This is a genomic window from Streptomyces coryli, from assembly GCF_011044975.1.
Taxonomy (GTDB): domain Bacteria; phylum Actinomycetota; class Actinomycetes; order Streptomycetales; family Streptomycetaceae; genus Streptomyces; species Streptomyces coryli.
On record NZ_JAAKZV010000066.1, the window covers coordinates 1 to 12,365 of the forward strand.

Annotated in this window: 14 protein-coding genes; 10 read left to right on the top strand and 4 right to left on the bottom strand. The window is 71.1% G+C overall.

The window, feature by feature from the left end; genetic code table 11:
- Positions 1–461, bottom strand: a 461-nt coding sequence (locus G5C51_RS16840; RefSeq protein ID WP_165238098.1) for an MFS transporter, incomplete at its 3' end; no start/stop codon positions are given.
- Positions 462–516: 55 nt separating this feature from the next.
- On the opposite strand from G5C51_RS16840, the gene G5C51_RS16845 reads away from it, so the two are divergent.
- The gene (locus G5C51_RS16845; protein WP_165238100.1) at positions 517–1,518 is read left to right on the top strand and encodes an ArsR/SmtB family transcription factor; all 1,002 of its coding nucleotides are present in this window, start codon (positions 517–519) and stop codon (positions 1,516–1,518) included.
- 19 nt (positions 1,519–1,537) lie between these two features.
- Here G5C51_RS16845 and G5C51_RS16850 read toward each other — a convergent pair whose 3' ends face one another.
- On the bottom strand, positions 1,538–1,951 hold the full coding sequence (locus tag G5C51_RS16850) for a VOC family protein (RefSeq protein WP_165238102.1): 414 nt from the start codon (positions 1,949–1,951) through the stop codon (positions 1,538–1,540).
- A 23-nt stretch (positions 1,952–1,974) separates the two neighbouring features.
- Between G5C51_RS16850 and G5C51_RS16855 the strand changes: the two genes are divergently transcribed.
- On the top strand, positions 1,975–2,430 hold the full coding sequence (locus G5C51_RS16855; RefSeq protein ID WP_165238104.1) for a PaaI family thioesterase: 456 nt from the start codon (positions 1,975–1,977) through the stop codon (positions 2,428–2,430).
- Positions 2,431–2,434: 4 nt separating this feature from the next.
- On the opposite strand, the gene G5C51_RS16860 is transcribed toward G5C51_RS16855, so the two are convergent.
- Positions 2,435–3,409 (bottom strand): hypothetical protein, encoded by a 975-nt coding sequence (locus tag G5C51_RS16860; protein WP_240929719.1) that lies wholly within the window; start codon positions 3,407–3,409, stop codon positions 2,435–2,437.
- 136 nt (positions 3,410–3,545) lie between these two features.
- On the opposite strand from G5C51_RS16860, the gene argC reads away from it, so the two are divergent.
- The 6 genes from argC to G5C51_RS16890 all read left to right on the top strand — a co-directional run bounded on the left by argC (position 3,546) and on the right by G5C51_RS16890 (position 8,979).
- Positions 3,546–4,574, top strand: coding sequence for an N-acetyl-gamma-glutamyl-phosphate reductase (gene argC, locus G5C51_RS16865; protein WP_165238162.1), 1,029 nt, complete (start codon positions 3,546–3,548; stop codon positions 4,572–4,574).
- Positions 4,571–5,725, top strand: coding sequence for a bifunctional glutamate N-acetyltransferase/amino-acid acetyltransferase ArgJ (gene argJ / locus G5C51_RS16870; RefSeq protein WP_165238108.1), 1,155 nt, complete (start codon positions 4,571–4,573; stop codon positions 5,723–5,725). The genes argC and argJ overlap by 4 nt, the downstream gene beginning before the upstream one ends.
- Positions 5,722–6,627 (top strand): acetylglutamate kinase, encoded by a 906-nt coding sequence (argB, locus tag G5C51_RS16875; protein WP_165238110.1) that lies wholly within the window; start codon positions 5,722–5,724, stop codon positions 6,625–6,627. The genes argJ and argB overlap by 4 nt, the downstream gene beginning before the upstream one ends.
- Positions 6,624–7,841, top strand: coding sequence for an acetylornithine transaminase (locus G5C51_RS16880; protein WP_165238112.1), 1,218 nt, complete (start codon positions 6,624–6,626; stop codon positions 7,839–7,841). Before argB ends, G5C51_RS16880 begins: the two co-directional genes overlap by 4 nt.
- Before the next feature lie 4 nt (positions 7,842–7,845).
- Positions 7,846–8,373, top strand: a complete 528-nt coding sequence (locus G5C51_RS16885; protein WP_165238114.1) for an arginine repressor — start codon at positions 7,846–7,848, stop codon at positions 8,371–8,373.
- A gap of 63 nt (positions 8,374–8,436) precedes the next feature.
- Positions 8,437–8,979 carry a DoxX family protein gene (locus G5C51_RS16890; protein WP_165238116.1) on the top strand — a complete coding sequence of 181 codons (543 nt, stop codon included), beginning with the start codon at positions 8,437–8,439 and terminating at the stop codon, positions 8,977–8,979.
- On the opposite strand, the gene G5C51_RS16895 is transcribed toward G5C51_RS16890, so the two are convergent.
- The gene (locus tag G5C51_RS16895; protein WP_165238118.1) at positions 8,969–9,583 is read right to left on the bottom strand and encodes a pyridoxamine 5'-phosphate oxidase family protein; all 615 of its coding nucleotides are present in this window, start codon (positions 9,581–9,583) and stop codon (positions 8,969–8,971) included. The two genes, G5C51_RS16890 and G5C51_RS16895, sit on opposite strands and share 11 nt — an antisense overlap.
- Before the next feature lie 93 nt (positions 9,584–9,676).
- Here G5C51_RS16895 and G5C51_RS16900 point away from each other — a divergent pair, with 93 nt between their 5' ends.
- Both G5C51_RS16900 and argH read left to right on the top strand, forming a co-directional pair.
- Positions 9,677–10,873, top strand: a complete 1,197-nt coding sequence (locus tag G5C51_RS16900; protein WP_165238120.1) for an argininosuccinate synthase — start codon at positions 9,677–9,679, stop codon at positions 10,871–10,873.
- A 52-nt stretch (positions 10,874–10,925) separates the two neighbouring features.
- The gene (gene argH, locus G5C51_RS16905; RefSeq protein ID WP_165238122.1) at positions 10,926–12,353 is read left to right on the top strand and encodes an argininosuccinate lyase; all 1,428 of its coding nucleotides are present in this window, start codon (positions 10,926–10,928) and stop codon (positions 12,351–12,353) included.
- The last annotated feature ends 12 nt before the right edge of the window (positions 12,354–12,365 follow it).

Sequence of the window (12,365 nt, forward strand, 5' to 3'; positions counted from 1 at the left end):
ATATTGGCCCCGGCCATCAGACTCACAATCGCCGTATTCGCCGGCACCAGCCGCTCCCGCCCCACCAGTTCCGGCAGCACGCTCTGTGAGCCGACGTCGAAGAACACCGTGGCGCAGCCGTTCAGCAGCACCACCGCGTACAGCTGCGGCAGTGACAGCACGTCCAGCCACCACGCGACGGGCACCGACGCCAGCAGCAGTGCCCGGGCCGCATCCGCCGCCACCAGCACCCACCGCCCCGGCAACCGGTCCACCCACGCGCCCGCCGGCAGGCCGATCAGCAGGAACGCGGCCGTCGACAGTGCGGCCAGCGCGCCCACCTGTCCCGGCCCCGCGTCCAGCGCGAGGACCGCGAGCAGCGGCACCGCGACGTAGCCGACATTGCTGCCGACGTGGCTGAGCGCGCTGGCGGCGAAGAGGGTACGGAAGGCGGGCAGCCGCCAGGGAGAGGGCTCGGTCATGCGCGCCACGGTGCGCGAAGTCCCCTCCTCCGCCTATTGATTTAGGCTGCGCTGAATGATCGAGATGGAGTTCGACGCGGAGGACGTGGCCCGTACCCGCTTCGCGCTCTCCCCGCTGTGGGAGGTGGTGGCGAGCGTCCGGGTGCTCAAGGGCGCGGACGAGCACGGCATGCACCGCGCCTGGGCCGAGCAGGTACGACCCCGCCTGGCGGCCGCCGACGCCGACCTGACCCCGCTCTTCGATCTGGTGCCCGTGCCCCCGAATCCGCGCTGGACCGGGACCCTGCCGGGCTTCCTCTGCCCGTCGCCCTCCACCCCGCTGCCGTCGCTCGCCGTCGAGCTGGCGACGATCCGGACCACCCCGCCCGAGCAGTTGCGCACCAGCGCCGACGTGCCGCCGCAGCGGCTGGCCGCGCTGCACGCGGACTCGGCGGGAGAGCTGAGCCGGCTGGCGGACGTCATCGAGACGTACTGGGAGCTGGCCCTGGCCCCGTACTGGCCGCGCATCCTCACCCTGCTGGAGAGCGACATCCGTTACCGCGCCGACCGCCTGGTCGAGGGCGGCGCCCGGCACCTGCTGGCGGACCTGGACCCGCAGGTCACCTGGGCCGACGGCGACGGCGGGAGCGCCACGCTGCACCTGGAGCACCGCGCCGTTAGCGTGGCCCGGCGGCTCGGCGGGCGCGGGCTGCTGCTGGTGCCGTCGGCGTTCGTCTGGCCGCGGGTCTTCACCGTCGTCACCGAGCCGTGGCAGCCGACGCTGCGCTACCCGCCGCGCGGCGTCGGCACGCTCTGGGCCGACCGCCCGCCGGCCACGCCCTCCGCCGCCCTCGCGGGCGTGATCGGCCGCTCGCGCGCGGCCATCCTGACCGAGCTGACGGCGCCGGCGTCGACCACCGAACTGGCCCGGCGCACCGGCCTCACCGCCGGCGGCGTCTCCCAGCACCTGACCGCGCTGCGCACGGCCGGCCTGGTCGGCGGCCACCGCGCCGGGCGGCAGGTGCTCTACGCGCGCACGCAGGCCGGCGAGACGCTGGTGCAGGCGGCAGGGGCGTAATCCTCAGGACCCTCAGGCGTCAGTCCCGCGGCTGCATGAACCGGATCATGTTCCCCGCCGGGTCGCGGAAAGCGCAGTCCCGCATCCCGTACGGCATGTCCATCGGCTCCTGCAGCACCTCGCCGCCCGCGGCGCGGACCTTCTCGAAGGTCGCGTCGCAGTCGTCGGTGTGGAAGTTCACGCCCCGCAGCAGGCCCTTGGCCAGGAGCTCCTCGGTGGCTCTGCGGTCGGCGGCGGAGGCGTTCGGGTCGGCGGCCGGCGTCTCGAGGACGATCTCCGGACCTTCGCCGTCGGGCGACGCGACGGTCACCCAGCGCAGGCCCTCGTATTTGACGTCGTTACGGACCTCCAGGCCCAGGGCGTCGCGGTAGAAGGCGAGCGCCTTTTCGTGGTCGTCCACGGCGATGAAGCACTGCTGGAGTCTGAGGCTCATGAAGGCGACGTTACCGTGACCGGATGGAAGAGCAGACCCAGCAGGAAGCCGCGAGTCCCGAGGTGCAGAAGCGCGTCCAGGACAGCTTCGACCGACAGGGGCTGATGGGCCACCTCGGCGCCCGGATCACCCACATCGGCCCCGGCCGCGTACACATCGAGCTGCCGGCCCGCCCCGAAGTCACCCAGCAGCACGGCTACTTCCACGCGGGCGCCACCAGCGCCATCGCGGACAGCGCGGGAGGCTACGCCGGGTACACGCTCTTCCCCGAGGACTCGGACGTGCTCACGGTCGAGTACAAGATCAATCTCCTCGCCCCCGCCGTCGGCGACTACCTGGAAGCGATCGGGACGGTCCTGAAGTCCGGACGCACCCTGACCGTCTGCCGCCTGGAGGTGTACGGCGTCGAGGGCGATCAGCGCACCCTCGTCGCCAACGGGCAGCAGACCCTGATCCGGGTGAACCGCCCGGCGGCGTGAGAGATCACGGATTCGCGTAGCGACGCGCCACTTCCTCGAAGGCCTGCTTCCGCTCCCAGCCGCCACCCTCGGCCGGGATCTTCACCACCCCGAAGCCCGCCATGTCCAGATCGCGGCGCGGGTCCAGCGGATCGTGGGTGAACTCCGGCGACCAGAAGGTGTACACGAAGCAGCCGTCCACGCCCGCCGCCTCGTACAGACCGATCAGCTCGCCGAGATACCCGGCCTGCGTCCCCTCGTCGCGTACGTGCCCCTCGCGCACCCGCGGCGGCTCCCGGAACCAGTTCACGATCAGGAAGGAGCCCGGCCCGCGCAGCTCCGCCCCGGCATGGGCCCCGCAGCCGAACTCCGTGATCACGAGCGGCTTGTCCGGATGCCGCCCGCGCAGCTCCCGCAGCCGCGCCTCGTAGGCCGCGTGGTCCGAGCCGATGCGATAGAGGTTCACCCCGACGACGTCGAAGCCCGACCAGTCGACCTCCTCCCAGAAGCCCGCCGCATACGTCACCGGGCCGCCGAAGGCACCCCGGGCCGTGGCCAGCGCGGCCGCCAGTAGCGGCTTCAGCTTCCGCCTGATGCGGCGGTCGAAGTAGCGCCGCCACCGCACCAGCACCTGCACCCGTACGAACAGCCGCGGCCCCGGCAGCATCCCCCGCTGCGTGAGCGAGAACTCGCTGCCGACCAGCAGCGTCACCCGCCCCGGATGGGCCGCCCGCAGCTCCTCGGCCATGGCGGCGGTGGTGGCGAGATGCGCCAGCAGCTCCGAGCGCGGCCGGTCGGGCAGATACGGGCGGACGTACACATCCAGACCCAGCTCCAGCGCCTGCCGAGTGGCCGACCGCAGCGCGGAGACATCGCCGCTGAGCAGCATCACCGTCGTGCAGTGCAGCTCCTCGCGGATGGCGCGCAGGTCGCGCGCGACGGCCTCGGCCGGGATGTCGTCCTCGACCGCGTAGGAGATGCCTTTGGTGGTCAGAGCCATGACGCTCATTCTCGGGGCGCGGCCGCCCGGGCGGCATCGGCCGTACGGCCAGGGCGGAGCGCCGGATGGCCGGAGAACGCCGTTGCAAAGCCATGCAGGGTTACGTATAGTCATGCCATCGACGTTGGAGGAGACGATGGCGGTACGGGCAGCAGTGGCGGGGGCGAGCGGATACGCGGGCGGTGAGGTCCTGCGCCTTCTGCTCGGGCATCCCGAGATCGAGATCGGCGCTCTCACCGCCCATTCCAACGCAGGTCAGCAGCTCGGCGCCAGCCAGCCGCACCTCGCCCCGCTCGCCGACCGGGTGCTGCAGGACACCACCGCGGAAGCGCTCGCCGGGCACGACGTCGTCTTCCTCGCGCTGCCGCACGGGCAGTCCGCCGCCGTCGCGGAGGCGCTCGGCGATGACGTCCTCGTCGTCGACTGCGGCGCCGACTTCCGGCTGCGGAGCGCCGACGACTGGACCGCCTTCTACGGCTCCGAGCACGCCGGCACCTGGCCGTACGGGCTCCCCGAGCTCCCCGGCCACCGCGAGGCGCTCCGCGGCAGCAAGCGCATAGCCGTCCCTGGCTGCTATCCGACCGCGGTCTCGCTGGCCCTCTTCCCCGCGTACGCCGCCGGGCTCGCCGAGGCCGAGGCCGTGATCACCGCCGCCACCGGCACCTCGGGCGCGGGCAAGGCGCTCAAGCCGCACCTGCTCGGCAGCGAGGTGATGGGCTCGATGAGCCCGTACGGCGTCGGCGGCGGGCACCGGCACACGCCGGAGATGCGGCAGAACCTCTCCGCCGTGGCCGGCGAGGACGTCACCGTCTCCTTCACGCCGACCCTCGCCCCGATGTCGCGCGGCATCCTCGCCACCTGCTCGGCGAAGGCGAAGCCGGGGGTCAGCGCGGCTTCCCTCCGCGAGGCGTACGAGAAGGCCTTCGCGGGGGAGCCGTTCGTCCGGCTGCTGCCCGAGGGGCAGTGGCCCACCACGGCCGCCGTCCACGGGGCCAACGCCGCGCAGGTGCAGGTTGCGTACGACGAGCACGCCGGCCGCATCATCGCCATCAGCGCGATCGACAACCTCACCAAGGGCACCGCGGGCGGTGCCGTACAGAGCATGAACATCGCGCTCGGGCTCCCGGAGGAGCTGGGGCTTTCCACGACAGGGGTGGCGCCGTGAGTACTACGGCAGCGAAGGGATTCACGGCGGCGGGCATCGCCGCCGGGATCAAGGAGAACGGGAACCCGGACCTGGCGCTCGTCGTCAACCGCGGCCCGCGCCGCGCCGCCGCCGGTGTCTTCACCTCCAACCGCGTCAAGGCCGCCCCGGTGCTGTGGTCCGAGCAGGTGCTGAAGAGCGGGCAGCTGGCCGCCGTCGTCCTCAACTCCGGTGGCGCCAACGCCTGCACCGGACCGAAGGGCTTCCAGGACACGCACGCCACGGCGGAGAAGGTCGCGGAGGTGCTGGGGGAGTCCGCGGGGGAGGTCGCGGTCGCGTCCACCGGGCTGATCGGCACGCTGCTGCCGATGGACAAGCTGCTGCCGGGCGTCGAGACCGCGGCGGGCGCGCTGTCCGAGCACGGCGGCGAGAAGGCCGCCATCGCCATCAAGACCACGGACACCGTGCACAAGACGGCGGTCGTGACGTCGCCGAACGGCTGGACCGTCGGCGGCATGGCCAAGGGCGCCGGGATGCTCGCGCCCGGGCTGGCCACGATGCTCGTCGTCCTCACCACGGACGCCGACGTGGACGCCGCCGACCTCGACAAGTCGCTGCGCGCCGCCACCCGCGCCACCTTCGACCGCGTCGACTCCGACGGCTGCATGTCGACCAACGACACCGTGCTGCTGCTCGCCTCCGGAGCCTCCGAAGTCGCCCCCGACCAGGCCGAGTTCGCTCAGGCCGTACGGGCCGTCTGCGACGACCTCGGGCAGCAGCTGATCCGGGACGCGGAGGGCGCCAGCAAGGACATCCGTATCGACGTCATCAACGCCGCCACCGAGGACGACGCCGTCGAAGTCGGCCGCTCCATCGCCCGCAACAACCTCCTCAAGTGCGCCCTGCACGGCGAGGACCCCAACTGGGGCCGGGTGCTCTCCGCCATCGGCACGACGAGCGCCGCCTTCGACCCGAATCAGCTCAACGTCGCCATCAACGGCGTGTGGGTGTGCAAGAAGGGCTCGGTCGGCGAGGACCGCGACAAGGTCGACATGCGCTTCCGGGAGGTCCGTATCACCGCCGACCTGGCCGCCGGCGGCGAGACCGCGACCGTCTGGACCAACGACCTGACCGCCGACTACGTCCACGAGAACAGCGCCTATTCCTCATGAGCACTCGCAAGCACACCGCCCTGCCCAAGGCCCGCACCCTCATCGAGGCGCTGCCGTGGCTGACGAAGCATCACGGCAAAACGGTCGTCATCAAGTTCGGCGGCAATGCCATGGTCGACGACGAGTTGAAGGCCGCCTTCGCCCAGGACGTCGTCTTCCTCCACCACGCCGGACTCAAGCCCGTCATCGTGCACGGCGGCGGCCCGCAGATCAGCGCGCAGCTGGACCGGCACGGCCTGGTCAGCGAGTTCAAGGCCGGGCTGCGGGTCACCACGCCCGAGGCCATGGATGTCGTACGGATGGTGCTGGCCGGCCAGGTGCAGCGGGAGCTCGTCGGGCTGCTCAATCAGCACGGGCCGCTCGCCGTCGGCCTCACCGGCGAGGACGCGCACACCATCACCGCCACCAAGCACCAGCCGCTGATCGACGGCGAGCTCGTCGACATCGGTCTGGTGGGTGAGGTGACCGAGATCGACACCGGCGCCATCGAGGCGCTTCTCGCCGACGGCCGGATCCCGGTCGTCTCCTCCATCGCACGTTCCCAGGACGACGGACATGTCTACAACGTCAATGCTGATACGGCGGCTGCGGCACTCGCTGCGGCGCTGGACGCCGAAACCCTGATGGTCCTCACGGATGTCGAGGGCCTCTACGAGGACTGGCCGAACAGCGACGAGGTCATCAGCAGGCTCACGGCGAGCGAGCTGGAGAAGCTGCTGCCGGATCTGGCGAGCGGCATGGTCCCGAAGATGCAGGGCTGTCTGCACGCCGTACGCAATGGCGTGCACACCGCGCGCGTGATCGACGGGCGGGTCCAGCACAGCATCCTGCTGGAGATTTTCACGGACGAGGGGATCGGCACGATGGTCGTGCCGGACGCAGAGGAGGGGAAGGCAGCATGACGAACGACGAGCTGACCCAGCGGTGGCAGTCCAGCCTGATGGACAACTACGGCACCCCGCGTACCCCCCTCGTCCGCGGTGCCGGGGCCAAGCTGTGGGATGCCGACGGCAAGGAGTACATCGACTTCCTCGGCGGGATCGCGGTGAACTCCCTGGGCACCGGGCATCCGGCGGTGGTGCAGGCCGTCACCGAGCAGGTCCAGAGCCTCGGGCACGTATCGAATCTCTTCATCGCGCCGCCGCCGGTCGCGCTTGCCGAGAAGCTGCTCGGACTCTTCGGCCGCCCCGGCCGGGCCTTCTTCTCCAACTCCGGTGCGGAGGCGAACGAGGCGGCCTTCAAGATCGGCCGGCTGACCGGCCGTACGCACATGGTGGCCACCGAAGGCGGCTTCCACGGGCGGACGATGGGCGCTCTCGCGCTCACCGGCCAGCCCAAGAAGCAGGAGGGCTTCGCCCCGCTGCCCGGCGACGTGACCTTCGTGCCGTACGGGGACGCGGACGCACTGCGCGCCGCGGTCACCGAGGAGACCGCGCTCGTCATCATCGAGCCGATCCAGGGCGAGAACGGCGTCGTCGTGCCGCCGTCCGGCTATCTGGAGGCCGCCCGGCAGATCACTTACGCCACCGGCACCCTCCTCGTCCTGGACGAGGTACAGACCGGCATCGGCCGGACCGGCCACTGGTGCGAGGCACTCGCCCAGGGTGTCGAGCCCGACGTCATCACCTTCGCCAAGGGCCTCGGCGGCGGGCTGCCGATCGGCGCCACCCTCGCCTTCGGCGACGCCGCCGGGCTGCTCCACCCCGGGCAGCACGGCACCACCTTCGGCGGCAACCCGGTCTCCTGCGCCGCCGCGCTCGCCGTCCTGGCCACCATCGAGTCCGACGGCCTTCTCGACCACGTCAAGCGGGTGGGGGAGCGGCTGCGCGAGGGGATCTGGCGGCTCGGACATCCGCTGGTGGAGCAGGTACGCGGCAGCGGGCTGCTGCTGGGTATCGTTCTCACCGAGTCCGTCGCGCCCGTCGTTCAGCAGGCGGCGCAGGACGCGGGATTCCTGGTGAACGCGGCGGTGCCCAACGTCGTCAGGCTCGCACCGCCCCTGATCGTCAGCGAGGCGGAGGCCGACGCCCTGATCCAGGCGCTGCCCGCGATCCTCGACGCGGCGGACCCGGCCCAGCTTGCGACGGCGTCAGCCGCCCGATCCACCGGAGAGTGACGAGATGCCCGAAGAGGAGCAGAGCGGTCCGCAGGTGCCGCAGACGCGTACGGCGCGCCATCGCCGGATCGTGGACATCCTCAACCGGCAGCCGGTGCGTTCGCAGAGCCAGCTCGCCAAGCTGCTCGCCGACGACGGCCTGACCGTCACCCAGGCGACGCTGTCGCGGGACCTGGACGAGCTGGGTGCGGTGAAGATCCGTAACACCGGTGGCGAGCTGATCTACGCGGTGCCCTCGGAGGGCGGCTTCCGCACCCCGCACGCCCCGCTGGGCGAGTCGGCGAAGGAGGAGCGGCTGCAGCGGCTCGCCGGGGAGCTGCTGATCTCGGCGGAGTCCTCGGCGAACATCGTGGTGCTGCGCACCCCGCCGGGCGCCGCGCAGTTCCTCGCCTCCGCCATCGACCAGGCCGAGCTGCACGCCATCCTCGGCTCCATCGCCGGCGACGACACCCTGATGCTCATCAGCCGCGATCCGGCCGGTGGCCAGGAACTCGCCGACCACCTGCTGAAGCTGGCCCAGCGCAATCACTGAGCCGGGTGACCGCCGGGTGCGTCGCGCACCCGGACGGCGGCCCCGGCTAGTGGACTGGCGGCCATGGCCACCACCCCCCGCGAATTCGACCTGAGCTTCGCCGCCGCCCAGCCGCGCACGGCCACCACCCGCGATGTCGGGCTGCTCCTGCTGCGCCTCGCACTCGGCGTGATCATGGTCGCGCACGGCACCCAGAAGCTCTTCGGCTATTTCGGCGGCCCCGGTCTCGACGGGGCCGCCAAGGGCTTCAGGGCCATGGGCTATCCGGCGAGCAAGTCGATGGCGACCGTCGCGGGCCTCACCGAGACCCTCGGCGGCGTCGGGCTGATCTTCGGCTTCATCACGCCGCTCGCGGCGGCGGCCGTCATGGGCACGATGATCAACGCGATCGGCGTCCGCTGGGGCGCCTTCTTCGCGCCGGCGGGCATGGAGTACGAGCTGCTGCTCGCCGCCGCGGCCGCCGCGCTCTGCCTCACCGGCCCCGGCCGGCTCTCCGTCGACAACTGGCTGCCGCGGCTGCGCGACGAGTCGCGCGCCGGTCACCGGTGGGTGGCGCTGGCGCTGGGGGCCCTGCTGGCGGCTGTCGCGCTGATCGTCAGGAACTGACGGCCTCGTCCGGCGCCTCCGGCTGCGGCGGCAGCGGAAGCGGCAGCCCCGGCAGGCCGTCCATGCTGGTCCCGATCCACTCCTTCTTCTCCAGGTACGCGCCGAGCTGGGCGTCGTCCTTGCGCTCGAAGAACTTGCGGTGCAGGTCGCGGTCCTCGTCGTACGTCATGAACGGCACGGCATAGCCGCAGGTGTCCCGGATCAGCTCGGCATGCACGACGACGATCGCGCGCAGGCCGTTCGCGTACGGGTCCTCGACCCTGGGGAAGTGCCGCAGCAGCTCGGTGAAGCGCGGGTCGTCGCGGAAGACCGGCTCGCCGCGGCCGTGCACGCGGACGATGTCCGGCGGGCCCTGGAAGGCGCACCACATGAGGGTGATGCGGCCGTTCTCGCGGAGGTGGGCGACGGTCTCGGCGTTGGAGCCTGAGAAGTCGAGGTAGGCGACGGTGTGCTCGTCGAGGACGGCGAGGGAGCCCGATACGCCCTTGGGAGAGAGGTTCACGGTGCCGTCGGCGGCGAGCGGCGCGGTGGCGGTGAAGAAGATGTGCTGCGCCTCTATGAACTCCCGCAGCCGGCCCTCGATGCGTTCGTGTGTCTTTCCCATGGGGTGGATCCTCTCACCGGGCCAGGTTGACGATTCATGCGGGGTTCTGCATACTCATGCATAGCAGCGCATGAATTCGTTAGAGGAGACACCGTGACTGAGCGCGTCGTACTCGCCTACTCCGGCGGCCTGGACACGTCCGTCGCCATCGGCTGGATCGCCGAGGAGACCGGAGCCGAGGTGATCGCCGTGGCCGTGGACGTCGGCCAGGGCGGTGAGGATCTCGACGTGATCCGTAAGCGCGCGCTCGCCTGTGGCGCGGTCGAGGCCGAGGTCGCGGACGCGAAGGACGAGTTCGCCGACGAGTACTGCCTGCCGGCGATCAAGGCGAACGCCCTGTACATGGACAAGTACCCGCTGGTCTCCGCGCTGTCCCGGCCCACCATCGTCAAGCACCTGGTGGCCGCCGCCAAGAAGCACGGCGCCACCACGGTCGCGCACGGCTGCACCGGCAAGGGCAACGACCAGGTCCGGTTCGAGGCCGGCATCGTCGCGCTGGCGCCGGAGCTGAAGTGCATCGCCCCCGTCCGGGACTACGCGATGACCCGGGACAAGGCGATCGCCTTCTGCGAGGAGAAGCAGCTCCCGATCGCGACCTCGAAGAAGTCGCCGTACTCCATCGACCAGAACGTCTTCGGCCGGGCCGTCGAGACCGGCTTCCTCGAGGACATCTGGAACGCCCCCATCGAGGACGTCTACGAGTACACCCAGAACCCGGCCGCCCAGCGGGAGGCCGACGAGGTCGTCATCACCTTCAAGCAGGGCGTCCCGGTCGCCCTCGACGGCAAGCCGGTCACGGTGCTGCAGGCCATCCAGCAGCTCAACGAGCGGGCGGGGGCGCAGGGCATCGGCCGGATCGACATGGTCGAGGACCGGCTCGTCGGGATCAAGTCCCGGGAGGTCTACGAGGCCCCCGGCGCGATCGCGCTGATCACCGCGCACCAGGAGCTGGAGAACGTCACCGTCGAGCGGGAGCTGGCGCGCTACAAGCGGCAGGTCGAGCAGCGGTGGGGCGAGCTGGTCTACGACGGCCTGTGGTTCTCGCCGCTGAAGCGGGCGCTGGACGGGTTCATCAACGAGGCGAACCAGCACGTGTCCGGTGACATCCGGATGACGCTGCACGGGGGCCGCGCGGTGGTGACCGGGCGGCGGTCGGACGAGTCGCTGTACGACTTCAACCTGGCGACGTATGACACGGGCGACACCTTCGACCAGTCGAAGGCGCAGGGGTTCATCGACATCTTCGGGCTGAGCCAGAAGATCGCGGCGAAGCGCGATCTGGCGCAGTAGCCTCGCCGCCATACGCGACACCCGCCCCCGAAAGATTTAGGAGCCATCCGCAATGGCCAGCAAAAGCGCCGACATCAAGCTCTGGGGCGGGCGCTTCGCCGACGGGCCCTCCGAGGCGCTCGAAAAGCTCTCCGCCTCCGTGCACTTCGACATGCGGCTCGCGCCGTACGACATCGCGGGCTCGCGCGCGCACGCCCGCGTGCTGCACAAGGCCGGGCTGCTGACCGCCGACGAGCTGGAGCGGATGGTCGCCGGGCTGGACCAGCTGGAGGCGGACGTCGCCGCCGGTGACTTCACCGCCACCATCGCCGACGAGGACTGCCACACCGCCCTCGAGCGCGGGCTGCTGGAGCGCGTCGGGCCCGACCTGGGTGGCAAGCTGCGTGCGGGCCGGTCGCGTAATGACCAGGTCGCCACGCTCTTCCGGATGTACCTGCGCGACCACGGCCGCATCATCGGCGGGCTGATCGCCGAGCTGCAGCAGGCCCTCGTCGGGCTGGCCGAGGCGCACCCGGATGTCGCCATGCCGGGGCGTACCCACCTGCAGCACGCGCAGCCGGTGCTCTTCGCGCACCATGTGCTCGCGCATGTGCAGGCGCTGTCACGGAATGCCGAGCGGCTGCGGCAGTGGGACGAGCGGACCGCGGTGTCTCCGTACGGGTCCGGTGCCCTCGCCGGGTCCTCGCTCGGCCTCGATCCGCAGGCCGTCGCCGCCGATCTCGGCTTCGAGCACGGGTCTTCCGCGAATTCCATCGACGGCACCGCGTCGCGCGACTTCGTCGCCGAGTTCGCGTTCATTACGGCGATGATCGGCGTCGATCTCTCCCGTATCGCCGAAGAGGTCATCATCTGGAACACGAAGGAGTTCTCCTTCGTGACCCTGCACGACGCCTTCTCCACCGGCTCGTCGATCATGCCGCAGAAGAAGAACCCCGACATCGCCGAGCTCGCCCGCGGCAAGTCCGGGCGCCTCATCGGCAACCTGACCGGGCTGATGGCGACCCTCAAGGCCCTCCCGCTCGCGTACAACCGCGACCTCCAGGAGGACAAGGAGCCGGTCTTCGACTCCTGCGACCAGCTGGAGGTCCTGCTGCCGGCCTTCACCGGCATGATGGCCACCCTCACGGTCAACCGGGAGCGGATGGAGGAGCTGGCGCCCGCCGGCTTCTCGCTCGCCACCGACATCGCGGAGTGGCTGGTCAAGCAGGGCGTCCCGTTCCGCGTCGCGCACGAGACGGCCGGCGAGTGCGTCAAGGTCTGCGAGGCGGACGGCATCGAGCTCGACCAGCTCACGGACGAGCAGTTCGCCAAGATCTCGCCGCACCTGACGCCGGAGGTTCGCACCGTACTCAACGTCCCCGGCGCCCTCGCCGCCCGCAACGGCCGCGGCGGCACCGCGCCTTCGGCGGTGGCGGCGCAGCTGGCGGAGGTCAAGGCGGACGTGGAGCGACAGCTGGCCTGGGCGACGGCGAAGGGCTGAGCGGCACCACTC

Bases quoted from the DNA above. Each gene is read 5' to 3' on its own strand.
- argC (WP_165238162.1), top strand. From the start codon at position 3,546: ATGGCGGTACGGGCAGCAGTGGCGGGGGCGAGCGGATACGCGGGCGGT.
- G5C51_RS16880 (WP_165238112.1), top strand. From the start codon at position 6,624: ATGACGAACGACGAGCTGACCCAGCGGTGGCAGTCCAGCCTGATGGAC.
- G5C51_RS16845 (WP_165238100.1), top strand. From the start codon at position 517: ATGATCGAGATGGAGTTCGACGCGGAGGACGTGGCCCGTACCCGCTTC.
- G5C51_RS16855 (WP_165238104.1), top strand. From the start codon at position 1,975: ATGGAAGAGCAGACCCAGCAGGAAGCCGCGAGTCCCGAGGTGCAGAAG.
- G5C51_RS16850 (WP_165238102.1), bottom strand. From the start codon at position 1,951: ATGAGCCTCAGACTCCAGCAGTGCTTCATCGCCGTGGACGACCACGAA.
- argH (WP_165238122.1), top strand. From the start codon at position 10,926: ATGGCCAGCAAAAGCGCCGACATCAAGCTCTGGGGCGGGCGCTTCGCC.
- G5C51_RS16895 (WP_165238118.1), bottom strand. From the start codon at position 9,583: ATGGGAAAGACACACGAACGCATCGAGGGCCGGCTGCGGGAGTTCATA.
- G5C51_RS16890 (WP_165238116.1), top strand. From the start codon at position 8,437: ATGGCCACCACCCCCCGCGAATTCGACCTGAGCTTCGCCGCCGCCCAG.
- G5C51_RS16860 (WP_240929719.1), bottom strand. From the start codon at position 3,409: ATGGCTCTGACCACCAAAGGCATCTCCTACGCGGTCGAGGACGACATC.
- G5C51_RS16885 (WP_165238114.1), top strand. From the start codon at position 7,846: ATGCCCGAAGAGGAGCAGAGCGGTCCGCAGGTGCCGCAGACGCGTACG.
- argB (WP_165238110.1), top strand. From the start codon at position 5,722: ATGAGCACTCGCAAGCACACCGCCCTGCCCAAGGCCCGCACCCTCATC.